The organism is Scytonema hofmannii PCC 7110, assembly GCF_000346485.2.
GTDB lineage: Bacteria > Cyanobacteriota > Cyanobacteriia > Cyanobacteriales > Nostocaceae > Scytonema > Scytonema hofmannii.
The window spans coordinates 9,447,443-9,470,273 of record NZ_KQ976354.1; the positions used below are offsets into that span (position 1 = coordinate 9,447,443).

Genomic DNA, 22,831 nt, shown 5'->3' on the forward strand with positions numbered 1-22,831 from the left:
AAATTGCTGCACACTTGAACTCATAAGCTTTTCAGGCTATTTTGTCGCCCCTTCAGCACTTAACTTAAGAAAATAGTATTAAAGACTGTAAAGAGAAACCCAGATTTATTATTTTAGGAGATTTAGCTAATTTTTTCTATAATTTTTAAAAAAGTAGAGGAAGGAACTGAGAATGGCTAATACCAATCGAGAACAGGCTAGTTTGGATAAAGAAGCTAAGGCTGGATCGAGCGTGTTAATCAAGCAATTGATTTTATTTGGTTTTGGCTCTACACTCATGCTGATACTTACACAAGGAAATATATCAATATTTGTTGCTAGTTTGTATTTATGCTTGTGTGCTTTATTTTTTATTAAGAGCAAAAAAAAGAAAGTCGCCCAAGCTTTTCAAGAAGTATTGACATTATCCCCAGAGCGAGATTCGTGTAATGAAGAGAGTACAGAACAAGAACTTGGCAGTCAATTTAATTCTCTTCAAGAAATTATAGATTTAACATCTCAAAGTCAAGATGCTACTCCTGTTAATTTAATTCTTGCTAACTTAAGTAACACTCAGCTACCAGGTATCGATCTTGGTAGTGCTTACCTAAGTGGCTCTAGCCTAAATTATGCCAATCTCAGTCAAGCCAACTTGTGTAATAGCAATCTCAGTGATGCTCAATTAATCGGTGCAAATCTCAGTGGTGCTAACCTTCAGAAAGCTAACCTCAGCAGTGTTCGGCTAGTAGATGCTAACCTCAGTCATGCCAATTTGAAGGAAGCCAATCTCAGTAACGCCAACCTCAGCAATGCTAACTTGAAGGAAGCTAATCTCAGCAATGCCAACCTTAGCAATGCTGACTTGAAGGAAGCCAATCTTAACAATGCTAACCTTACTGGTGTCTACTTTTGGAGTGTAAATCTTAGCAATGCCCAACTGTTGGGTGCGAACCTTAGTCAGGCTTATATGAGCAGTACCAAGCTTAGGAATGCAAACCTTAAAAGCGCAATTCTTCGGGAGACCAATCTTAGTGAAGCTAAACTTAAGGAAGCTATCCTTATTGGTTCGGATTTAAGGAATGCTAACCTCAGTAGTGCGAATTTGAAGAATGCCGACTTGAGGGATGCGAATTTAGAAGGGGCGAATTTAGAAGGGGCGAATTTAGAAGGGGCTAACCTTAGAGGAGCAAATTTACATGGTGCTAAACTAACTTGTGTCAAAATTAATCGAGCAACACAGTTGGAAACAGAATGGCGTCTTCTCTGGGGACTTGAGGTGCAAGAAAGCGATCGCGAGATGGACTTAAACAGGAACGGTTCTCAAGGGACTAACCTGCCAATCTTTAATCAGTGACCAGTGACCAGTGACCAGCGATCAACGATCGTTAACTTCTGTTACGCTACATTTGGCGAAAATTGAGGAGTGATCAGTTGCCAGATTCAGGCTGGAACGACTGATGAGCTTGCAATCATAATAAAAGAAGATGGTAATTGGGATTTCGTGTTATGACACATAAACTTACAACAAATGACAAATACTGAACTTAAACAGTATATTTCACAACATAGGAATAATGATGAAGCTTTTCGGGCAGTATTGGAAGTGCTGATGAGCCGCCACGATCCCAATGCACCTTATCAAGCCTACCCCTTTGAACTTACCGATCCCAAGAGTAAGGTAGAAGCACTCTTGATTGAGAAGATAAAACAAGCAGAGCAGTAAGAACAAGTGGTCACTGGTCACTGGTCACTGGTCACTGGCACTGTATTATTTGCCAGAATATTTAAAGAACAGAGTTTTGAATTTAAAATGTCTCTAAAGCAAAAAACAAGAGTAGGTAGTATCTTAGCCTGCGATTGGCCGATCGCACAACTACCCGGATTGAGCCAAGAAGAACAATCTCAACTAGAGAATTGCGGTATTACGACTACAGTCGCATTGGTGAAACATGGAAAGACCTCCGCGACCAAGTTAGCACTAGCAAACGAATTACAAATTCACGTTCAGTATATTCATAAATGGGTCGCTTTAGCCGATTTGGCTCGCATCCCCAGTGTTGGAACACAGTATTGCGGTTTATTACTCCATGCTGGTGTGATTTCTGTAACACAGTTAGCTGCTATTCCCGTTCACAAATTGCACAAACAAATCTTACGCCTTGTCGTTGCAACAATGCAAAGTCGCGATTTGTGTCCTTCTGTCGAGCAAGTTCAACAATGGAGTTATCAAGCAAAAGTGATTGGCGATTGGTAATTGGTGATTGGTCACTGGTCACTGGTCACTGGTCACTGATCCCTAACTAACACTCCATTGAGAAAAATCTCTGCTAGCCCTTCTGCCATTGCCTGCATTTCTGTTGGAGAAGCGTTAGGTTCCATAAGGGTATTGTTGGAAAAGCCCGCAACGGCAAACATACCTAAGAAAACTTTAGCAACGAGGTTGGCATCCATCTTCCGATAAACTCCTTTGTCCATCGCCGTTTGAAAGAATGCCTCTGCAACGTCTGTCATCTTTGTAATGACTTCTAACTGAATGCGATCGCGCAAATCTGGATGAAATTGTGCTTCCATGAAACAAACGCGCATGAGATCGGCATTCTTCTGCATATTCCACATCCTCCGGCGCATGACTTGAGCAACCGCTTTATAGCTACCCATTTCACTCAGTTCTGTCAGCAAGTCTGTCAGAATCTCCACCCATCCTTGAGTCGCTACCTCAACTAAAATCGCCTTTTTATTGGGAAAATGACGGAACAGAGTCCCTTCTGCAACACTAGCGGCTTGTGCTAAGTCGCGGGTGGTCGTACCATCAAATCCTTGAGCGGCAAACAAACGCCTAGCCGCATTGAGAATGCGATCGCGTGTTTGTGCTTCTGAGGGTGGGGGAGAATTAAAAACTCGCATAATAGTTATAGTGATATATCCGGAACAGGATTTGTAGCATTATTGTCTAACGTTAAGTAGAACAACTGGGGAAAGCTTAATACAAGATTAAGAAGACTGTTGGCAAAGCCACTTATTTTTGTTGTAATAGATCTTTAATTTTATTGTTGCTTATGAACAGGCTGAGTTGCTTATACCAAAGGAAAGTAAAAAGATATTTTGCTACATTGATGGCGGTAGTGCTTCTTTGGTGGGGTTTGCTACCTGGAGTTGCTGTCGCAAGAACACAAGCCCCAAAAACTGCTCAAACTTCGATTCAACCATATTTAAATCGTGTTATTAAGCAGTTAACAGAGTTCCGCCTTGACAATGGCATGAAGTTCATTGTTTTAGAACGGCATCAAGCTCCTGTTGTTTCTTTTTTAACTTATGCTGATGTAGGTGGCATAGACGAACCTAACGGAAAAACAGGTGTAGCGCACTTTCTAGAACATTTAGCATTTAAAGGCACAACTCTTATTGGTACTAAAAATTACAATTTAGAAAAACCATTACTAGATAGCCTGGATCAAATAGCAGCACAAATCAAAACAGCACAGGCTGCTGGCAAACAGGATGAAGTTGCTAGATTACAAGCTGAATTTGAGAAGGTAGAGGCACAAGCGGTCAAAGTTGTCAAGCAAAACGAACTGGGGCGAATTGTAGAACAAGCAGGAGGTGTAGGCTTAAACGCCAATACATCTACAGAAGCAACCCGTTATTTTTACAGCTTTCCTGCTAATAAATTAGAACTGTGGATGTCGCTGGAATCAGAAAGATTTCTCGACCCCGTTCTTCGTCGCGAGTTTTTTAAAGAAAAAGATGTGATTTTAGAAGAACGACGGATGCGGGTGGAAAATTCACCCATTGGAATGATGATTGAAAAGTTTATCGATGCTGCTTTCAAAGTTCATCCCTACAGGCGTCCAGTCATTGGTTATGACGAAGATATCCGCAATTTATCAACAGATGACGTGCAGAAGTTTTTTGAGACATATTATGTTCCGAGTAATTTGACAATTGCGGTTGTTGGTGATGTCAATCCGATTGAAGTCAAAAGGCTAGCACAAATTTACTTTGGACGCTTCAAAGCAAAACCAAAATTTATTAGCAAAATCCCAACAGAACCAAAGCAAACAGAAACACGAGAGGTAAGTTTAAACCTACCTTCACAACCTTGGTATTTGGAAGGTTACCACCGTCCGGCAATTACACATCCCGACCAAGCAGTCTATGACATTATCAACAGTTTGCTAAGTGATGGGCGTACCTCACGGCTGTACAAGTCTTTGGTAGAAAAACAACGATTGGCACTAGCAGCACAGGGGTTTAGCGGATTTCCGGGAGATAAATATCCTAATTTGATGTTATTCTATGCTCTCACGGCTCCCGGTCACAGCGTTGATGAAGTGGCTGTGGCTTTGCGAAAGGAAATTGATAGGTTGAAAACTGAACTTGTTTCAGCAACTGAGTTGGATCGCGTGAAAACACAAGCTAGGGCAGGTTTGTTGCGTACATTGGACTCTAATATGGGAATGGCGCAGCAGTTGTTGGAGTATGAAGTGAAAACTGGTTCTTGGCGAAATTTGTTTAAGCAATTAGATGCAATTGAAGCTGTAACAACTGCTGATGTTCAGCGAGTGGCAAAAGCAACATTTTCACCAGACAATCGTACTATCGGCAAGCTGTTGTCGAAACAAAGGTAAGAGGAATGGAACACACCAGATGCTGGGGACGCTGAAGAAGGAGTAGATAAATAATGAAGAGGTACGTGCATACAAGATATAAGGTGAAAAGGTTGTTAAACTCGCTGGTGGTTTGTTTTGCCCTTGTTCCGTTGCTGTGTTTGGGAATGCTGAATCTTACAGAAGCGGCGACGCCAGCAAAGCACTATACGGAATTACGATTTTCGCGAATCCCTGAGGTAAAATTACCGAAATACGAACGGTATGTGTTGAATAACGGCATGGTCGTGTATTTGATGGAAAATCACGAATTGCCGTTGGTGAGTGGATCGGCATTGGTACGTACAGGCGATCGCTTTGAACCAGGAGATAAAGTTGGTTTGGCTCAGTTGACAGGTACGGTTATGAGGTCTGGTGGAACTCTGAAGCATTCTCCAGATGAGCTTAACCAATTGTTAGAACAACGGGCGGCTTCAGTAGAAACTGGTATTGGCGAATCGTCTGGGAGTGCTGGTTTTGAAGCGCTGACTGAGGATGTAGAAACGGTTTTTGGGCTGTTTGCAGAAGTGCTGCGGGAACCAGCCTTTATTCAGGACAAATTGGAATTGGCAAAAACTCAAGTACGGGGTGCTATTTCCCGTCGCAACGACGATCCGGATGACATTGCCAATCGGGAATTTCAGAAATTGATCTACGGTTCGGAAAGTCCTTATGCTCGCACGGTGGAGTATGCGACTTTAAACAATATCTCTCGTGAGGATTTGGTTAAGTTTTACCAGAAGTCTTTTTACCCTAATAATATTATTTTGGGAATTGTGGGGGATTTTAACTCTCAAAAAATGCGATCACTCATTCAAGCAAAGTTGGGTGATTGGAAATCTAACCCCAAAATGACTAAACCTCAGTTACCTCTGGTATCGCAAGCGAAAAAAAGTGGCGTCTTTTTTGTCAACCAGCGCCAATTGACTCAGAGTAATATTTTGATTGGGCATTTGGGAGGAGTCTTTAACAATCCCGATTATCCAGCATTGGATGTATTGAACGGGGTATTAACTGGATTTGGCGGACGCTTGTTTAATGAAGTGCGTTCCCGTCAAGGTTTGGCTTATTCCGTGTATGGTTCCTGGAGTCCTCGCTATGATTACCCTGGTTTGTTCCTTGCAGGCGGACAAACCCGTTCTAATGCTACGGTACAGTTTGTGAAAGCCGTTCAAGCAGAAATCAAGCGTTTGCAAGCAGAACCTGTGACGCCGCAAGAATTAGCTTTTGCAAAAGAATCGACTCTTAATTCTTTTGTCTTTAATTTTGAAGACCCCAGTCAAACGCTGTCGCGTCTTATGCGGTATGAATATTACGGCTATCCATCTGATTTCCTGTTCCGCTATCAAAAAGCGGTAGCTGCAACCACAGCTGCTGACGTACTGCGGGTTGCTAAGAAATACCTCAAACCTGAGAATTTGGTTACTTTAGTCGTTGGAAATCAAACGGCTATCAAGCCACCTTTGACTCAGTTATCAGCAGAGGTGACACCGATAGATGTCACTATTCCCGGTTCGCCACGACCTCAAGCAGCTGTGAAACAATAGTCATATCAAAAATGTTTACAACAGATCCATGAGTAGGGGCGCAAGGCCTTGCGCCCCTACAAATTTATAGATAAGACTACTCCCATACTTTTAAAGACAAAACTCCTGAGTTTATGTCAATACTGCTCTCCTAAGCCAGAACAGAAACCCGGTTTCTCAAAGAAACCGGGTTTCTCATAGCGCGAACAACTCTTAACTGAGTAGTATTGAGAATACTATCCTGTTTGTACTTAATTTTTTATTTCTCATAGGTAAGAAAAGTAGGAAAAATCATAAAATTTTTCATCAAAATGAAGACATAAAACCTTGATTTTCGTCTATTCAAGCTAGTAAAAAGGCTTGATTTTATAATTTGATACTTACAGAATAAAAGCATGATTAAACAGTAAGTTTAATCAAAGAAACACTTAGTTAATTACCTCAAGGGAAAAATGGCTAATATCAAAATATCTGAATTGCGTCCTGCTGGTTCTGAGTTGTTTCAAGATTCTGAAAGTTTTTTGAACGAGCTCAACGAGCGCGAAATGGCTGGTTTAGAAGGTGGTGGATACTGGTTCGTAAGTAATGGCTCTGTCGGTGTCTCCATCACTGCTCAAACAGTAGTTGGCAACACTGTTAATGCCAATACTGGAGGCAACGTTAATACAGTCATTCTTTTGTAATATCTAATAACTGAGTTCTCTAAAACTGAGTTATTTTTAACAGTCTACTCAATCATGAACTACAAGGAGAAAACAAAATGGCTAGCATCAAAATTGTTGAATTGCGTCCTGCTGGTTCTGAATTATTCCAAGATTCTGAGAGCTTCTTAAACGAGCTTAACGAGCGCGATATGCTTGGTTTAGAAGGTGGATTTGCATTTAATGGTACTCTTGGTATCTCTATTACCGCACAAACTGTTGTGGGCAACACAGCTAATGCCAATACTTTCGGCAATGTAAACACAGTAATTGCCTACTAGAACTACATAACCCTCTCGTTATCAGTTGAAAAGCGAGATCCCCGACTTCTTAAAGAAGTCGGGGATCTGTAATGGAGATAGTGAATTTTCACAAGTCAAATAGAATTCTTATAGAATTTGAAAAAATCTCTATATTTAGATTTTCACAAATCTGACTACCAAGACCTAAATAAAGAAGTTGTGTCCCAAACAAAATCCAAAATATATTGTGTTAATTAACTGATTTTGATACTAATGATATTGATATTGGAATGAAATGACACGTTCCATTTAATAAAGTTAGTAAATTTGGAGTAAATTAATGTCTGCTATCAAAATTTCTGATTTGCGTCCTGCTGGTCATAAACTATTTGAAGATTCCGAGAACTATCTTCATGAACTGACAGAAAGTGAAATGATGGTTGTTGGAGGAAATAGATTGCGATCTATAGTCGTTGTTGAGCTTGATAATATCTCGGTTTTTGCTGCTACTGTTGTTACTGCTAACGCCAACACAATCAATGCAAATACAATAGGAAATACTAACTCATTTGTTGGAGGATAAGTAGCAATACCTTTGCCAAAATGCCCTCACTCTAGAAGAGTGGGGCTACACAAACAAATTCCGCCTACGGGGACTTTATTGTAGTCCATGTAGGTGGGTTTTGTTTGTATAGCTCCAGAATTCAATTCTGAGGGTAAGTATCCCAATTAAGATACTTCCAAAGTAAAGACATAAATCTAGAAATTATGTCTCAAAAATTAGACGATAAAAATTGACTGAAGGAAATTCAATCAACAATTATCTTTATAATAAGAAGTTAAGTAGCAAGTTGGCTCACATAATAAGGTTAGTAGCTCATCGTTTCTACGAAAAACTAAGTTATGACATTTTTATTAAGCCGTCAAAACGTTTTTAAATACTTAGCAGATCGCGGACTCTGCGATTCGGAAGATGAAGCCAAGAGTAAGGTTGAACTCAAATACGCCAAAAATTTCAACTTATTACTGAGTTTGTCAGAAAGTCGTAAAATTTTGGTGAAGCAAGAGCGTCGTGACCGAAAGGGAAAGACTGCTGGTGAATTTTTACGGGAATGGAGAATTCACTCATTCTTACAAGAATTTCCGGAATTGAGCCAAATAAGTGGCTGGGTTTCGGAGGTACTTCATTACGATGCAAGGGAGTCAATCATTGTTTTTAACTACTTGGTTGACTATCGTGATTTGATGGAGTTTTACACGAAAGAAAATATTTTTTCTACGGTCATTGCTGAAGAAATAGGCAAAATTCTAGGGAAAATTCATTGTCGCACGTTCAATCGACAAGAGTATCGAGACTTCTTAGCAACCTATGAAGACCTAAAAAACGACTCTATACCTAATGTGGTTAGTCATTTGGAGCGGATTACTCCAGAAATTTTTGGTTTAGTTCCTGCTGATGGGCTAAAGTTCTTTACTCTGTATCAACGTTACGATAGCTTGGGAACTGCGATCGCAGAACTGACTGCTGCTAGTTGTGTCAGTTGCTTGACCCACAATGACTTAAAGCTGAACAACATTTTATTGTCTAGCAGTTGGGAGCAAGCCCTTTTGAAAGCTGATTCACCAAACACAAGTATCTTGCGCCTGATTGATTGGGAACGTTCATGCTGGGGAGATCCAGCGTTTGACGTGGGTACGTTAATTGCTAGCTACCTGCAATTATGGCTAAACAGCTTGATTACTAGGAAAGAAATGAGCATAGACGAATCATTAAAGATGGCAACAACTCCATTAGAACAACTCCAGCCTTCTCTTGTTGCTTTGGTCAGTGCTTATTTCACTGAGTTTCCAGAAATATTGCAGCATCGTCCAGATTTCTTAAACAGAATTATACAATTTTCTGGTTTGGTCTTGATTCAGCAAATATTAGCAACAATTCAGTATCAAAAATCCTTTGGCAATACGGGTATTTGTATGCTTCAGGTTGCTAAAAGTTTATTATGCCGTCCACAAGCTTCCATTCCTACGATTTTTGGCATAGATGCATCACAACTTGTTGCTAAAACTTTAGTACCTATATAGATGGGAACAAAAAGTAAAGCGAATTCCACTGTCTTCTATTTCTTGAAAAATCGCACAGAGAAATCTCATGCAACTGTTGGATTCACATTTAAATCAATCAGAAGCTGCATCAGAACGATTACATCAGGAGCTGCAAGAGATCGTTCACAAGCTTAAAATCGAGTCAACTTTTCATATTAGCCACCCTGATTATAAACCTTTGGAATTGCCCAAAGAAGCCGTTGCCCGTTTTCAGCACTTACCAGAAGTTTTGCAAAACAAGTATTTGAGCTTACAAATAAGTTCTTTTCTTTACGGGATTTATTACAACGGTTCTCTAAAAGAGACTCTTGCGCTTGACAGTGAAGAGTCAAACGAGACATTGCATAAAAATCTAGAGAACAACACGTATCTGGGCATAGATTTGGAATTCTACGACCAATTACACTCTTTTAATCATGGTCAAGGCTTCTTGAGTTCTGGTTGGCGAGTGGTAAAACATGACAGTGATAGCAGCTTAGCAGTCAATAAGAATGGTTTAACAGTCTATGCTACTCGCGATCGCCATCTCACACCAGAACAGCAAACAGCTACTGTTGGGGATTTAATTGCCATTCGGATGCCCAAGAATATGGTGCAAAACGGATTTTACATGGCGGTTGGTAACGCAGGTCCTCAAAATCATCAGGATTGTGTGCGTGTTTACTTCAACTTAACACCTTCAGGTGCAACTGCTGTTATGAACAGCTTAACTGCCGAAATAAACGCTATATCAATACCCTTTAGTTTTAAAGCCTTATACAATCCGGACGATTACAAACGTCACGACTCAGCGGTTCTCTATTTTGACAAGAAGCACTATCAAGTCATCCAGTCAGTGCTGCAAAAGGTTTATGTCGAAAATCAGTTTTACTTTAATACACTTGGACCTTTGTTTACCAAGGTGCTAGCCCCAGGACTGACACTTGCTGAAGAACCAAGGTATAAGTTTGCCGAACAGGAAAGTTTTGGTATGAATCGCTGTCAAATGGTTGCTAATGGTTTGTTAGCGGCTTGGCAACAGGGAGATGACTCACCCGAAAACCGCATGACAGCTATTCGTCAAGAGTTTGCTCTGTACTCAATTGAAATGCAACGCCCATACCTCAATGCTAATTCTGAAGACATTTATACGCCATTACAATTATGAAAATTACTGACTTAAAAGGACAAACTGCGGCAGAACCGACACTAGTTGTACCGCAACATCCCTCGGTTAAAGGTCGATTTCCTGAAACCAATTTACCTTTTTACCGCAAACTAGGAAGAACAGACCTGACAGTCAGTTGTCTGGGATTGGGTGGTGGTGGACACATCTCTAGTGAGGATACAATGTACGCTTTTGAGCAAGGAATTAATTATTTCTTCTACTCTAGCGATTTACACCACTTTCTTTACAGTTCGATGGCTGATACGCTAAGGAAGCTGTGCGGACGGCGGTCTTCAGTAAGAGAAAAGGTGGTTTTAGCAACTGTAACTTACGTACTCAAAAGTCCAGATTCAGTATTATCTGCTTTACTGGATCAAATGGCAGATTTGCGAATGGATTATATTGATGTGTTCTTTTGGGGATGGATTGGTAGTAAAGATAATCAAGCGATGCAGGATTGCTTGGGTGTCTCTAACGACTTGCGAGGTCCAAACAGCGTATTTCAACGACAAATTGAGAGATGGTTCGGCACTTGCGAGCGGATGAAAAAAATGGGTATCGTTCGCTATATTGGTGCGTCTTTCCACGATCTAGACTTAGCACAACAGTGGATGCATAGTCCTTTATTGGATGTTGTCATGGTGCGACACAATGTTGCTCACCGTACAGCGCAAAAGAAGGTTTTTACTCATTTGGATGCTAACGATCCGCAGCGTCCCGGTATAGTCACCTTTAAGTCAGCAGGGATGATGGGTTCTCTCTGGGAACCACCTGCTGGGTTGCCAAGAGAATGCTGGGTACCTTCAGTTCCAGATTTATATCGCTATTCCTTGAGCCAAAATAGTGTTGATGTTGCTTTAGCAGGTTGGCGAAATCGTCAAGAAGTTGATGCAGCGCTTGCAAGCATCCAGAAAGGTAAGTTCACCCAGCAAGAATTAGACTACCTTAACCTGTATGGGGATTTGCATCGCAATCATATAAAACCCAACGAAATTCCTACGGAACGCTTACTGGTTGGCAGTTCTCGATAATTTGATAACTGTTTGTAGTGTACTTTCAATAATCGCAATATTATAAAATTATGCCCGAACAATTAGAGCAAGCAAAACCATCCACACTAACCGCTAACAAAGAGCGATCGCAGGATGGAATCTCTACTCCTGTGATAGTTCCTCCTGCAACAGACATTGACATTGTAACTTATTTACGACATTCAGCAAAATTTGCCGAAATCGCCACTTTTGCTGAGCGGGATGCATTGATTTTAACTAACTGTGAGAAGTTAGGAATTACAGTATCCGACGAGGAATGGCAAGCAGCTGGAGATGCTTTCCGTCAAGAACACAAATTGTGGGGAACTACAGAAACTATGGCTTGGCTTGACCAACAGCGCATCAGTTTAGAAGACTGGTCGGAAGGAATTAGAGTCTCTTTGTTAGAGCGAAAGCTCAAGGAACACCTGTTTGGCGCACTTGTAGATGGTGGTTATATTAACAACCGCAACAGGTACAGACGCGTAGCGCTCTCACAGATACTGGCTGCGGATTTAGCAACTGCTTGGAAAATCATCCATATATTGCGAGAGGGTCACGCTTCTTTCAGTGCTTTAGCTTTGGAATACTCAAAAGGTAAACAGTCCCAAGAAAATGGAGGCTTTGTTGGAGTTCGTTTTTTGGTAGAACTCATGACAGAAATTGAGCAAGCTATTACCAATGTTAAAGAAGGCGACATTGTTGGTCCGGTTCAAACAAAATTAGGATATCATGTTCTGCGTGTAGAAAAATGGTTTCCAACAGAACTTAATGAATCGGTGAGAGAGCAAATCATGAACTCAATGTTTCAAGTTTGGATTCAGAATTTGAAGAATTTCAACCAGCAGTAGGTTGACTGAACTACTTAAATCAGTCTGAGAAGGAGGAAGTAGTATGCTAACTGTGGTAGATTTTTCCAGTGGTTACAACATTTCTGGATTGACAGAATCTAGTAGCAACAACAGTTACTCAGGCTCTGTTGTCATTGCTGGCGGAGATGGCAATGACGCTCTTGTTGGTGATTATGGTGACGACGTAATCTATGGTGGGAATGGCGACGATACCATTGATGGTGGGTACGGTAACGATGTCCTTAGTGGTGGTCGTGGAGCAGACACTCTCACTGGCGGAGAGGGTAAAGACACCTTCTTGTTCTCTGATTACCCATTTTATGATGGTACACCAACACAAACAGATGTGCTGACGGATTTCCGATTTGCAGAAGATAAGGTGTCCTTTAATAAACAGCAGTTTGGCGTTGACAAACTCACTTTTCAAGCCGGAAATAGCTCCCAGCTTTACGGAGATAGCAATCTACTCGTTTTGTTAGACCCATTTCCCAATGCTGCTGCTGCTGCAAAAGCGATCGCAGATAACAATGCCATTACAGCAACAAAAGGTTTTTTTGTCTACTTCAACCTTAACCTCGGCTTTTCCCGAGTCGTTTACTCCCAAGACCTCAATCAAGGTGGTTCGATAAGTGTTCTTGGTAACTTAGTAAATCAAACAGATATAACTAACCAAGCTCTATTCACTGCTCAAAACTTTGACCTTGGTTGAATCCTAAATGTGTAAGTCAAAAGTTAGATCCCCGACTTCTTTGAGAAGTCCGGGATCGGAATACCGCAAATTTTTACAAATCAAATAGGATTGCCATAACAGAAAAACAGGCTATGACGCTTTCATTGATTTCACCAAATCATCCTTGGCATCACAATTCTTTTCCTCAAGTTGAATTACAATTTCCAATTTTTCTATTTCTTGCTTTAACCAAGCTGCAAATAAATCTCCTAGAATTGTAACCCGCAATTGCTCGTCTAACTCAGGCTGAATAATTTCTTCGACCCAAATGAGATGCACTCCTTTTTGAGTCACAATTGGCTTGAGAATCTGTGGTGGTGTAGTGGCAAAAACAGCGGCTGCTATTTCTGGTCTAAAATCCGTTCGCCGTCGAATACCCTGATATCCTCCTGCACGGCGAACTTCTGGTTCTTTGACGTACTGACGGACGATTTCTTGAAAAGAAATTTCGCCTTCTTGCACGGCATAAAACAGTTCTAATGCCACGTCTTCATCATCTACAATCACTTCATACGTTACGGCTCCAGTATAATCAAGCTGGTGTTGGTAAAAGAACTTTTCAACGTTTTCTTCAAATAAATAAATTGCCAACTTATTAGAAAGTATGTTGGTGTGTGCCATGTCTTCAAAATCATCTAAAGTAAGATGGTACTTGTTCAACCATGCCCAAGTATCTTCTGCTTTCGTGAGTTGATTGGCTAGGCGTATTTGGTCTGCTGCTTGTTGAAGTTCTTCTGGCTCAACTTTAATGCCGTTTTTAAGGGCTGTATCGATAATGATTTTCCGAGTTGCGATCGCTTCGGCTAAGGTAGGAATTTGGCATGAAATTCTAATTTGGTAGAGGATATCTAAAACAGAAACAGTCAAGACGTTTGACATAGTATGACTCCAATTTCATGTGGGGAGTGGGGAGTGGGGAACTCGGTACCCCCTCTGGGGATAAGGGGCAATGGGGAGTAGGGAAGGGAGATTTTTATAAAGAGTGTTGTGGGTGCAAAGTTCACAAGACTGAGTGACTAAAGCTCTAAACCTCCTGCTTGTAACTTCTTAAAGGGATCTAAGATGAAATCGATGACACGACGCTGACGGACAATCACCTCAGCAGTTGCTGTCTGACCAGCAGTTATAGCAATCCGTTTGTCGCCATTTTGGATGTAAGGTTGTTCCAAAGCAATGTCTAATTCAAAAGTTTCTACTTTGCCTTGATTTGTTTCTACAACTTTTGAGTCAGGTGCAATTTGGCTAACTTTACCGTGTACTACTCCATAGTCCTGAAAAGGATAAGCGTCAAACTTAATTTTGACTGGCATTCCCACTTTCAAAAAACCACTTTGCTCGCTAGGCATTTGGGCTTTCAACACGAAAGTAGTATGTTTAGGGGCAATTTGGGCAACTTTTTGACCGGGTTGAACAACAGAACCCGGTTTGGATAAAGGTAACTCAAAAATCACACCGTCTATGGGAGCACGCACTACCCGTTGCTGCAATTGAATCTTGATGGATGTGACTTGACTTTTCGTCTGAACACTTTCCCATAACAAAGAATTCACTTGTGTTTGCAGTTCTTTAATTTGTTCCTCTGTTTTTAGCTCTGTCAGTTTACCTGTATGAATCTGACTTTGATAACTGCGTTGTACTTCCTGTAAATGGAGTGCTGCTTGTTCAATCTCTGACTTAGCTTGGTGAAGAGTTCGTTTATAACTGCTTTGTTGTTCTTGAAAACTGGATATAGCCTGAGATACCTCGGTCTGAGCTTGCTTAACTCGCTCATCATTTTCTTTCACCAACTGTTTTATTTCCAGAAAGCGATCTTGTGAAATTGCACCATCATTAAATGCTTGTTGATAGCGTGGAACTTTTTCTTGAGCAGCTTGAAGGCGAACTTCTGCTAACTTATGGGCTGCTTGGCTAGATTTAACAGCTTGCTGCATTTGATTGACTTTAGCTAATTTTTCCTCTTTCTGTAAGTTATACATACTTTTGAGAGTCTTAAAATTCTGTTGCGCCTGTTCTACTTGAGCAAGCTTTGCTAGTTGTTGAGCCTGATTTTGTTGCTTCTGAGTCTGTAGAGACAGCAGCACTTGATTTTTGACGAGATCTAAGTTGTTTCGCCGATTTTGCAATCCCTCCAGTTTATCTAACACTTGTTTGAGTTCTGATTTCAGGACATCTGAGTCCAACTCCAACAGAATCTGTCCGGCTTTGACACTATCACCTTCTTTAACTTTTACAGCAATCACGCTACTCAGTACTGGACTGTCTAATTTTTGAGTGGCTCCTTTTGGTTCAATACGTCCTCTCGCGCTACCTGTTTCATCCACCTTTGATAGGGTTGCCCAAGGTAAGGCAATTGCTGTAAAGAGTATTAAAAAATAGAGTAGCGATCGCGTCCAGATTCGTGGTAAAGCGTCTAGTAGTTCTTCGGTGCCATAGAACCAATCCTTGGCATCTTCTACGGTATCTGGCTCGGAGACGGTGTAGTTATTAAGCTCGTCTTGTTCCGTTTCCGCAAGCAATGAATTTTGATATTGATTTGGCATCAGAATCACCCTCTTTTCAATTTGTTTGAGCCAACTGCTGTTGGTTAAGGTAGAAGTAATGTCCTTTTCTAGCAATCAATTCATTGTGAGTCCCGCTTTCAACTAATACACCTCGGTCTAAAACTAGAATTAAATCAGCACTGCGTACAGTAGAAAGGCGATGAGCAATAATCAAGCTAGTACGCCCTTTAAGAATATCTTTCAAGTTGTTTTGAATTATCTGTTCTGATTGCGTATCTAGATGACTTGTAGCCTCATCAAAAATGATAAAACGAGGATTTCCTAACAAAGCACGGGCAATAGCTAGGCGTTGGCGTTGTCCTCCGGAAAGCATACCACCACCTTCACCAATTTGAGTTTCATAACCCATTGCCAGATGCTGAATAAATTCATCGGCTCCAGCCAGACGTGCTGCTTCGATAATCTCGTCCATCGTGGCTTCTGGATGAGCAATACTAATGTTTTCCTGAATTGTACCTCCAAACAAAAATGTATCTTGATCCACTACACCAATCTGTTGGCGTAGTGATTTGAGGGAAATGTTCATAACATCATGACCATCAATTAACACCCTGCCATTCGTTGGTGGATACAAACCCAAAATCAATTTAGATAGGGTTGTTTTTCCAGAACCACTACGCCCTACGACTGCCACAGTTTGCTCTGGCTGAATTTCAAAGCTGAGATTTTCCAGCACGTTAATATCGCTTTCTGGGTGATAGCGGAAAGTCACATTCTCAAACTGAACTTGACCGCGAAGTCTACGTAGTACACGTCGAGATGATGAGTGTAAATCTTCTTCTGGTTCCGCTTCTAAAACATCATTAATGCGTTCAGTAGAAATAATGACTTCTTGTAGTTGATTCCACAGAACCGTTAACCTCTTGAAAGGTAAGATAATGTTTCCTAACAACATATTAAAGGCAATTAATTGCCCAATAGTCAGTTGATTTTGAATCACCAGCCATGCCCCAAACCACAGTAGTCCTGTTGTTACCAAAGATTCAATAGTAGAACTGAAAATTTGTAGCTGGTTGGTAACAACTTGCCCGCCAAACATTTTTTTGAACAAATGATTCAATTGCTCCTCCCAATGCCAACGTACCGTTTGTTCAATTGCCATTGAGCGGATGGAACGAATACCTGTAAGAGCTTGAATCAAATAGCTGCTTTCACTCGCTATGGCACTAAAAATATCGCGGTTGATGCGACGAAACCAAGGTGTAGCCAGTATTGCTAGTAGAAAAAATGGCGGTACGATCGCAAGCGCTATCAATGCCATTTGCCAGCTATACCAAAACATCAATCCCACATAGATAAACACTGTCAATAAATCTAGGCAAATTGACAATGCCTCTCCTGTAAGAAAGCGCTGAATCTTTTGATTTTCTTGAACGCGAGAAATAATATCGCCGACATAACGCGACTCGAAGAACGACAAGGGTAAGCGGAAGGTATGTTTGATAAAACCCACTAACAGTGCCAGACTAATGCGGTTAGCAGTGTGATCCAGCAGATATTGCCGCAGTCCAGTCATAGCAATCCGGAACAACCCAAAAATCAGCAATCCTAAACCGACAGCGTTTAATGTGAGGGTGCTACCTTGCACAATGACTCGATCTAGCAGTAACTGAGTAAACAATGGCGTGATTAGCCCAAATATTTGAATTAACAATGAAGCAGCAAACACTTCAAGTAAAACCCAGGAGTGGGGTTTGACTAACTCGAAAAATCTCCAAAAACCTTCAGTTTCTTCAAAGGCTTCTTTTAGTATGGCTGTAGGTTGTAATAACAAAGCGTACCCAGTCCAACCTTCTTTAAATTGGGCACTTGTTAAAGTGCGCTGACCAATAGCAGGGTCGCTGACAATCACTTTTCTTTTTGTAATTTCATAAATGACAATATAGTGTTTACTTTCCCAGTGGGCGATCGCTGGTAGGGGTTGTTGTGCTAACTTATCCAGACTGGCTTTGACAGGTCGGGTCGTAAAGCCAATAGTTTCTGCGGCTGCTGCCATAGCACGTAAAGTTGAGCCATTACGACTAACGTTAGCTAAATCCCGCAACCGATTGACACTAAAGCGCTTACCCCAAAAACGACCAATCATGACTAAGCAAGCTGCACCACAGTCTGAAGCACTTTGTTGTGCATAGAAGGGGTAGCGCTGAGTGAGACGCCCCCACATCTGTCCCGCTCTTACCTTGGGGCTGGGAAAATATGGACGTTGTTTCTTTTGCTTCTGTTCTTGCTGCGACTCTCTGTGTGCAAGTGGAAATGGAATGATGTTTTTTGAGGAGGGTAAGGATTCTTGTTTGGGCTGACTTGGATGATTAATTCTGCTTTCATCAACAAGAACTAAGTTTTCCTTTTGCTTGCAATTTGCAAAGTCTGCTAATTGTTGCCAATATTCTAGTGCTATTTGCCAGTTAAAATCCTTCAGAATGTAAACAACTGTTGGTTGAGTTACCTCCCGTTTTCCTATTTGATGAGTTCCATAAATATTACCTGGGATCAAGGAATAACCTTGAGAATTTTGCAGTTCCCCTTTCTGAATTAACCACAACTTGCTATGTTGAGTGAATTCTCGTGGCAAAAGACCAGTTTCCAGGCTGTATCTCGTAAACAGGGATAAGACTTTGAGTATCTCTTCTACTGATGTATCGCGAGTCAACTCCAAGTTTTGGCGACACAACAATAATAAATCCCAAAGCTCCGCACGTCTATGCAAATGCTCGCGAACTTTGGGATATTTACTCATCAAGCCTTGCAATATCTCTTGCTTAAGATAGCAAAGCTTTAAGTTTGTGGAGGCTCTAGCAGCATAAGGCTGAAAGCCTTCTTCCGCAAATAGAGTTAACTCACCAAATGACGCACCTGCTGATTGAGTGGTGATTAAATCATTGGCGCTATCTAGGAGCCTGACTTTTCCTGAAAGAATGATGTAAATGCCTTTTTTGGCTTCTGTTGCTTGCCAAAACTGCTTGGCCACCTGTGGCTCAACAATTTCCACTGCCTCTACGCAACTCTGTAATTCCTCTTCTGAAAGGGTTTCACCTAAGCTGACAGTAAGTTGTTGACTTAGCTGTTGTTGGGAAAACTCTGATAGCATTCTCCCTCCTTAATTAAATTATTGACTTACTCTGAATACCTGTTTGAAAAAGATTAATTGACCAATGGAAACTAGATTCAGAGTTGGATTGCAGGTCACAAATCTTAATACCAGTATCCTTGGGAGAATCTGTCGTTTTTTTGTCGCTCGAGCAGTTCCGTTTCGTCGATAGCCCCATTTGTTTTAGCAGGCGATTGATATGGCGATCGGTGATTTCAATGCCAAATTCTTGAGCTAAATGTTTACTTAACCATTGGGCAGTCCATGTCGTAAATGGGTAGCCATAATCACGAGGGCTACGGCTTACCAATTCTTTCAAGCGTTCCATAAATTGATCGTTGACAGTCTTAGGTCTGCCTATTGGTCGCTCTTGCCATTTATGTGCCAAACCGGCTTCTGCTACAGAACTCCAATACCTTGCCATCTCTTGAGAACAGCCTAAAATCTGACAAATTTGAGTTTGAGATTTCCCCATATCTGCCAGTAACATAATTTCCAACCTACGTCGGTACTCTGGTTGCAAATTAGTTTGCAAATTCTTCAGCAATGTCTGCCTTTGAAAAGGCGTTAAGAACTTGCTGTCAGTAAAGTCATAGCTTTCAAAACCCTGTGTTGGACTTAATTGATGTGACATAGTTCGGGAGCAACTTACAGTCAACTCTAGAATGTGGATAAGTAAATTATCTGTGTCTGTTCAATTCTTTGTGGCAAAGATGTGACATCTACATCCGTAAGTGATTTGTAACTGATTTTAGGGAATTCCCTTATTGCTTTGGGATGTTGAGTCATTCAGGAGCCTGACCCCTCACCTCGTTCCCAAGCTCCGCCTGGGAATGGCTTTTTAGGAGGCTCCCCCTTCTGCATTCTGTATGATTACGTCCTTCACACCAAAACTTTTGTAACAATTGGCCAATCTTTTGTGCGAAATAGCACAACTTAAGGTTGCTAGACACTCTAGGGGAATCTATCTGAAGTTCCTCCACAAAAATAGCAAGCCCTTATTTTAAGAGGACATCGCTCAATGATGATGGTAATTTATTCCGCTAGTAGTTGTTAGGAAAAACTGATTGCGTAACTTTACAGTCACCAAAAGCACCTAGTCTTTGGTCTGAATTAAAATTCTAACGATCTTATCTCAAAAAACTTGTCTATCAACAGTTCAATACTTGAACTGACTAGATAAGAAACACAAAGTTATTTAATAAAATGGTAGTAGACCCCCCTGTTTAAGATACGTAAAAATCGTGATGAACGATGTCCAAACAAATCAAAGCTTCTCCTACCTTGGTTAAAACACAATATCTAATTGCTGGCTAGACTAGAAGCCTACTGTTTTCACCTTCTTGCTACAAACAAAATACTGTAACCAACTCAGTAACCTTCATGAAAAAATGAAGATTCAAGAGCTAGCATTAACCTTCTGAATAACTTTAGCTAGACTACCATAGGAAACCTTCTAGACATTACCCAAGGAGCTGCTTCAACTTTAAAAATGTCTACTTTGCAAAGCTTGGTAAATTCAAGCTTTACTGCTCTTATTCGATCGGACTACCCAACATTAAGATGGACAACCCAGGCACGGTGACATTAATTATGATAATCTCAGCTAATATATCACCGTTTACCTACATTTTGTCAAGCCTTTTTAAAAAATAAATTATTTGTTCATATAACATTCATGAGAACTTTATAAAAAAATCAACATATTATGTACAAAGTATGAATTTTCACAATTTGATCGCTAAACATAGACTTTTATAAATCTATATTGATTTATCAATTATTATATGTTTATATAACTATTTAATTATTCACTTTGAAAGTTTATGTGCATTTTTTTAGAAAATTGAAAAATATTATTGACTGAACTGGGCTGGACTTTGATAAGATATATTGACTTGTATTTAAATTACATGAAATAGTGTATAATCAAAAATTCTGTCTCGCAATCCACAGGTGCGATCGCAGTCATCGATGCAAAAACTCAACGCAGAGATAGAGTGTGTGTTCTAGTAAAGTGTCAATGTTTTTTTGAGGAACTTGAGAAACCCGGTTTTTTTAAGAAACCGGGTTTCGTGGCAAAGGCGTTATCCATCAAATCAAAGTTGACAGACTACTAGAAAGACAAAAGAAGTTTTACGACCAAAAAAGCCTGGATTTTTGTCTTATTGATAATGCAGTTTAACCTAAAAAAAACCAAAAAGCCGAGGAATAACTGAGTGAAGTTATGAATTAGCAGCCTGTTAAGAAAAAATTGCCTTACAGCCACATTTAGTAATTCAAAAAAATGACCATTCTCAGAAGAAATAACAGACTTTTTCGCCTGGATTTGTGTCCAAAAAACTAATTATCCAAGCTTGATTTTACCTTTGAAATCATTAAATATATAAACATGGCTGAAGCAAACAAGTGCTTAAGCCAAACAACAAGACAACTTAAGGAGATAAACATTATGTCTAGAATCACAATTTCTGAATTAACAGTAGACTCAAAATCTTTTATCAATGAAGTCGCTGAAACAGAAACTACTTGTGTTAACGGTGGTGATGCGCTCACTTCTTTTGTACTGGGCTACGGTGCTTTTGCAGTAGAAATAGCTAAAATCCTGCAAGATACCTTCTTGAAAGGAACAGGAATTTTAGCGATTTACCAGTTGGTCAAATAATTGAGAACGCAAACAATCAGGGATGTTATACTACTTTATTTTTTTTGCTAATTAATTTTTTATGCAGCAAGTTTATCCATAAATGGTATAACTTACCTTCTGATTAAATGAAGAAAAAAGGAAGACGTTTGATTTTAGGTTGGGGTAAAAATCCCCAATCTAAAACAAGCAATTCATAAGCGTTGAGATTTTAAACCTCTACAATCAGCTATTTTAAAGAAACTCTCATCACTCTTCTTCCAAAGTTCTTCAAAGATAAGACTACTCCCATATCGCTACAAGATTACTTATTTTCTTCTCTTCTTTCTTTGTGTCCTTTGCGTCTTTGCGGTTCATTCAAATAGGTAATCTTCAGGCAGGACAGAAATAGTACAGATCTTTAATCATTAATTTAAGAACAATCATGGCTAAAATTGCAATTTCTGATTTACGTCGTCCTAATGACCAGATGTTATCTTCTTCTGATACTTTTCTGAGTGAATTGTCTGAAAATGAGTCTGCATCTGTCTTTGGTGGAAATCCTTTTAAAATATTTGCCACCACATTATTAAAAGCATTTGCAGCTTATCTGATTTACCTGATAATCACAGATAAGTCGTCAACATAAAAAAATCTCAAATGTAAAAACCCGGTTTCTTGAATAAGAAACCGGGTTTTTAAACTGAGCTTATCTGAATCTTATAGGATAACGTAGATACGTTCCGCTTCTGCTAACACATTATAAATTGCTTCTAAGCCAGTTTTAGAAGTTCTGGAAAGGTTTGAGAATAAGAGTCTGGTTCAAGCTGCGTGACAATTTCTAGTTCCGCAATTTGTTCCTTTAACCATGTAGAAAACAAATCAGTCATAATCTTCAAACGTAGCTGCTGGTTTAATTCTGGTTGAATAATTTCCTCAACGCTGAGGAGATGGACACCTTTAGAGGTAACAATGGGTTTGAGTAACTGAGGGGGATTTGCAGCAAAGACAAGAGCAGCAATTTCTGCTGGAAAATTGCTGCGGTACCGCACACCACGATACCCGCCAGCGCGACGTAGTTCTGGATTTTGGATATATTGGCGAGCACATTCTTGGAAACTCATTTCGCCCTCTATCAGAGCATAAAAAACTTCCCAAGCTACATCTTCATCGTCTAAGACAACTTCATAGGTAACGGCTGCAAGGTAATCAAGTTGGTGTTCGTAAAAGAAGGGTTCAACTTTGTCAGCGAATAGATGACTCGCTAAGTTTGCAGATAACAGGTTTATTTCTGCTAATTGTTCAAACTCCTCTAAGGTAAGATGATGTTTTTGTAGCCACATCCAAGTATCTTCGGCTTTTAGTAGATTATTAGCTAACCGCAGGCTATCTGCTGCTTGTTGTAGTGAGGTGATATCGACTTTAATACCTGCTTTTTGAGCAGTATCTATAATAATTTTACGAGCAGCGATCGCTTCTACTAATCCTGGAATTTGATAGGAAACTTTTAATTGAAAAATGATGTCTTTTAGGGATATATTCAAGAAATTTAACATGATTTAATTCTCCAAAGATAGTTGATAGTTGTTAGTTTTTGGTTGTT

21 protein-coding genes are annotated in these 22,831 nt (G+C 40.2%); 15 read left to right on the forward strand and 6 right to left on the reverse strand.

Annotated features, from left to right (window positions below):
• The first annotated feature begins 172 nt into the window (after positions 1-172).
• From WA1_RS39855 to WA1_RS39865, 3 genes are all read left to right on the forward strand, one after another.
• Positions 173-1,333, forward strand: coding sequence for a pentapeptide repeat-containing protein (locus WA1_RS39855; protein ID WP_017748569.1), 1,161 nt, complete (start codon positions 173-175; stop codon positions 1,331-1,333).
• Positions 1,334-1,492: 159 nt separating this feature from the next.
• On the forward strand, positions 1,493-1,702 hold the full coding sequence (locus WA1_RS39860; protein WP_419183631.1) for a DUF6887 family protein: 210 nt from the start codon (positions 1,493-1,495) through the stop codon (positions 1,700-1,702).
• An 87-nt stretch (positions 1,703-1,789) separates the two neighbouring features.
• Entirely contained in the window at positions 1,790-2,233 is a 444-nt protein-coding gene (locus WA1_RS39865) for a DUF4332 domain-containing protein (protein WP_026135222.1), read from the forward strand.
• A gap of 32 nt (positions 2,234-2,265) precedes the next feature.
• Here the strand turns inward: WA1_RS39865 and WA1_RS39870 are convergent, their stop codons facing one another.
• A complete protein-coding gene (locus WA1_RS39870; protein WP_017748572.1) occupies positions 2,266-2,883 on the reverse strand; it encodes a TetR/AcrR family transcriptional regulator in 618 nt (205 codons plus the stop codon).
• A 209-nt stretch (positions 2,884-3,092) separates the two neighbouring features.
• On the opposite strand from WA1_RS39870, the gene WA1_RS39875 reads away from it, so the two are divergent.
• The 10 genes from WA1_RS39875 to WA1_RS39920 all read left to right on the forward strand — a co-directional run bounded on the left by WA1_RS39875 (position 3,093) and on the right by WA1_RS39920 (position 12,935).
• Positions 3,093-4,607 carry a M16 family metallopeptidase gene (locus WA1_RS39875; protein WP_017748573.1) on the forward strand — a complete coding sequence of 505 codons (1,515 nt, stop codon included), beginning with the start codon at positions 3,093-3,095 and terminating at the stop codon, positions 4,605-4,607.
• Between the two features lie 53 nt (positions 4,608-4,660).
• Positions 4,661-6,172: a M16 family metallopeptidase gene (locus WA1_RS39880; RefSeq protein WP_026135224.1), complete on the forward strand. Its 1,512-nt coding sequence runs from the start codon at positions 4,661-4,663 to the stop codon at positions 6,170-6,172.
• Between the two features lie 431 nt (positions 6,173-6,603).
• The gene (locus tag WA1_RS39885; protein ID WP_017748575.1) at positions 6,604-6,834 is read left to right on the forward strand and encodes a hypothetical protein; all 231 of its coding nucleotides are present in this window, start codon (positions 6,604-6,606) and stop codon (positions 6,832-6,834) included.
• Between the two features lie 77 nt (positions 6,835-6,911).
• Positions 6,912-7,133, forward strand: a complete 222-nt coding sequence (locus WA1_RS39890) for a hypothetical protein (RefSeq protein WP_017748576.1) — start codon at positions 6,912-6,914, stop codon at positions 7,131-7,133.
• 301 nt (positions 7,134-7,434) lie between these two features.
• Positions 7,435-7,677, forward strand: a complete 243-nt coding sequence (locus tag WA1_RS39895) for a hypothetical protein (protein WP_017748577.1) — start codon at positions 7,435-7,437, stop codon at positions 7,675-7,677.
• Between the two features lie 320 nt (positions 7,678-7,997).
• A complete protein-coding gene (locus WA1_RS39900) occupies positions 7,998-9,176 on the forward strand; it encodes a phosphotransferase family protein (RefSeq protein WP_017748578.1) in 1,179 nt (392 codons plus the stop codon).
• 67 nt (positions 9,177-9,243) lie between these two features.
• A complete protein-coding gene (locus WA1_RS39905) occupies positions 9,244-10,344 on the forward strand; it encodes a T3SS effector HopA1 family protein (protein WP_017748579.1) in 1,101 nt (366 codons plus the stop codon).
• The gene (locus tag WA1_RS39910; RefSeq protein ID WP_017748580.1) at positions 10,341-11,375 is read left to right on the forward strand and encodes an aldo/keto reductase; all 1,035 of its coding nucleotides are present in this window, start codon (positions 10,341-10,343) and stop codon (positions 11,373-11,375) included. Before WA1_RS39905 ends, WA1_RS39910 begins: the two co-directional genes overlap by 4 nt.
• A 50-nt stretch (positions 11,376-11,425) precedes the next feature.
• Positions 11,426-12,226, forward strand: a complete 801-nt coding sequence (locus tag WA1_RS39915) for a peptidylprolyl isomerase (RefSeq protein WP_017748581.1) — start codon at positions 11,426-11,428, stop codon at positions 12,224-12,226.
• Between the two features lie 43 nt (positions 12,227-12,269).
• Positions 12,270-12,935: a M10 family metallopeptidase C-terminal domain-containing protein gene (locus WA1_RS39920; protein ID WP_017748582.1), complete on the forward strand. Its 666-nt coding sequence runs from the start codon at positions 12,270-12,272 to the stop codon at positions 12,933-12,935.
• 111 nt (positions 12,936-13,046) lie between these two features.
• Here WA1_RS39920 and WA1_RS39925 read toward each other — a convergent pair whose 3' ends face one another.
• The 4 genes from WA1_RS39925 to WA1_RS39940 form a co-directional block, all read right to left on the reverse strand.
• A complete protein-coding gene (locus WA1_RS39925; RefSeq protein WP_017748583.1) occupies positions 13,047-13,835 on the reverse strand; it encodes a peptidylprolyl isomerase in 789 nt (262 codons plus the stop codon).
• Positions 13,836-13,972: 137 nt separating this feature from the next.
• The gene (locus WA1_RS39930; RefSeq protein ID WP_017748585.1) at positions 13,973-15,496 is read right to left on the reverse strand and encodes a beta-barrel domain-containing protein; all 1,524 of its coding nucleotides are present in this window, start codon (positions 15,494-15,496) and stop codon (positions 13,973-13,975) included.
• Between the two features lie 16 nt (positions 15,497-15,512).
• Entirely contained in the window at positions 15,513-18,605 is a 3,093-nt protein-coding gene (locus WA1_RS39935; RefSeq protein WP_017748586.1) for a peptidase domain-containing ABC transporter, read from the reverse strand.
• A 13-nt stretch (positions 18,606-18,618) separates the two neighbouring features.
• Complete coding sequence (locus tag WA1_RS39940; RefSeq protein WP_017748587.1) at positions 18,619-19,239, reverse strand: helix-turn-helix domain-containing protein; 621 nt, start codon at positions 19,237-19,239, stop codon at positions 18,619-18,621.
• Between the two features lie 1,818 nt (positions 19,240-21,057).
• Here WA1_RS39940 and WA1_RS39945 point away from each other — a divergent pair.
• Both WA1_RS39945 and WA1_RS39950 read left to right on the forward strand, forming a co-directional pair.
• Positions 21,058-21,270 carry a hypothetical protein gene (locus WA1_RS39945; RefSeq protein ID WP_017748588.1) on the forward strand — a complete coding sequence of 71 codons (213 nt, stop codon included), beginning with the start codon at positions 21,058-21,060 and terminating at the stop codon, positions 21,268-21,270.
• A 403-nt stretch (positions 21,271-21,673) separates the two neighbouring features.
• Entirely contained in the window at positions 21,674-21,877 is a 204-nt protein-coding gene (locus tag WA1_RS39950; RefSeq protein WP_017748589.1) for a hypothetical protein, read from the forward strand.
• A 124-nt stretch (positions 21,878-22,001) separates the two neighbouring features.
• Here WA1_RS39950 and WA1_RS39955 read toward each other — a convergent pair whose 3' ends face one another.
• Complete coding sequence (locus tag WA1_RS39955) at positions 22,002-22,784, reverse strand: peptidylprolyl isomerase (protein ID WP_017748590.1); 783 nt, start codon at positions 22,782-22,784, stop codon at positions 22,002-22,004.
• Positions 22,785-22,831 lie beyond the last annotated feature (47 nt).

What these genes read in the sequence shown, in the direction of transcription:
- WA1_RS39890 (WP_017748576.1), top strand. Translation starts at nt 6,912, where the DNA reads ATGGCTAGCATCAAAATTGTTGAATTGCGTCCTGCTGGTTCTGAATTA.
- WA1_RS39875 (WP_017748573.1), top strand. Translation starts at nt 3,093, where the DNA reads ATGGCGGTAGTGCTTCTTTGGTGGGGTTTGCTACCTGGAGTTGCTGTC.
- WA1_RS39915 (WP_017748581.1), top strand. Translation starts at nt 11,426, where the DNA reads ATGCCCGAACAATTAGAGCAAGCAAAACCATCCACACTAACCGCTAAC.
- WA1_RS39855 (WP_017748569.1), top strand. Translation starts at nt 173, where the DNA reads ATGGCTAATACCAATCGAGAACAGGCTAGTTTGGATAAAGAAGCTAAG.
- WA1_RS39950 (WP_017748589.1), top strand. Translation starts at nt 21,674, where the DNA reads ATGGCTAAAATTGCAATTTCTGATTTACGTCGTCCTAATGACCAGATG.
- WA1_RS39930 (WP_017748585.1), bottom strand. Translation starts at nt 15,496, where the DNA reads ATGCCAAATCAATATCAAAATTCATTGCTTGCGGAAACGGAACAAGAC.
- WA1_RS39885 (WP_017748575.1), top strand. Translation starts at nt 6,604, where the DNA reads ATGGCTAATATCAAAATATCTGAATTGCGTCCTGCTGGTTCTGAGTTG.
- WA1_RS39880 (WP_026135224.1), top strand. Translation starts at nt 4,661, where the DNA reads ATGAAGAGGTACGTGCATACAAGATATAAGGTGAAAAGGTTGTTAAAC.
- WA1_RS39870 (WP_017748572.1), bottom strand. Translation starts at nt 2,883, where the DNA reads ATGCGAGTTTTTAATTCTCCCCCACCCTCAGAAGCACAAACACGCGAT.
- WA1_RS39895 (WP_017748577.1), top strand. Translation starts at nt 7,435, where the DNA reads ATGTCTGCTATCAAAATTTCTGATTTGCGTCCTGCTGGTCATAAACTA.
- WA1_RS39910 (WP_017748580.1), top strand. Translation starts at nt 10,341, where the DNA reads ATGAAAATTACTGACTTAAAAGGACAAACTGCGGCAGAACCGACACTA.
- WA1_RS39935 (WP_017748586.1), bottom strand. Translation starts at nt 18,605, where the DNA reads ATGCTATCAGAGTTTTCCCAACAACAGCTAAGTCAACAACTTACTGTC.
- WA1_RS39925 (WP_017748583.1), bottom strand. Translation starts at nt 13,835, where the DNA reads ATGTCAAACGTCTTGACTGTTTCTGTTTTAGATATCCTCTACCAAATT.
- WA1_RS39920 (WP_017748582.1), top strand. Translation starts at nt 12,270, where the DNA reads ATGCTAACTGTGGTAGATTTTTCCAGTGGTTACAACATTTCTGGATTG.
- WA1_RS39945 (WP_017748588.1), top strand. Translation starts at nt 21,058, where the DNA reads ATGTCTAGAATCACAATTTCTGAATTAACAGTAGACTCAAAATCTTTT.
- WA1_RS39905 (WP_017748579.1), top strand. Translation starts at nt 9,244, where the DNA reads ATGCAACTGTTGGATTCACATTTAAATCAATCAGAAGCTGCATCAGAA.
- WA1_RS39900 (WP_017748578.1), top strand. Translation starts at nt 7,998, where the DNA reads ATGACATTTTTATTAAGCCGTCAAAACGTTTTTAAATACTTAGCAGAT.
- WA1_RS39940 (WP_017748587.1), bottom strand. Translation starts at nt 19,239, where the DNA reads ATGTCACATCAATTAAGTCCAACACAGGGTTTTGAAAGCTATGACTTT.
- WA1_RS39865 (WP_026135222.1), top strand. Translation starts at nt 1,790, where the DNA reads ATGTCTCTAAAGCAAAAAACAAGAGTAGGTAGTATCTTAGCCTGCGAT.
- WA1_RS39955 (WP_017748590.1), bottom strand. Translation starts at nt 22,784, where the DNA reads ATGTTAAATTTCTTGAATATATCCCTAAAAGACATCATTTTTCAATTA.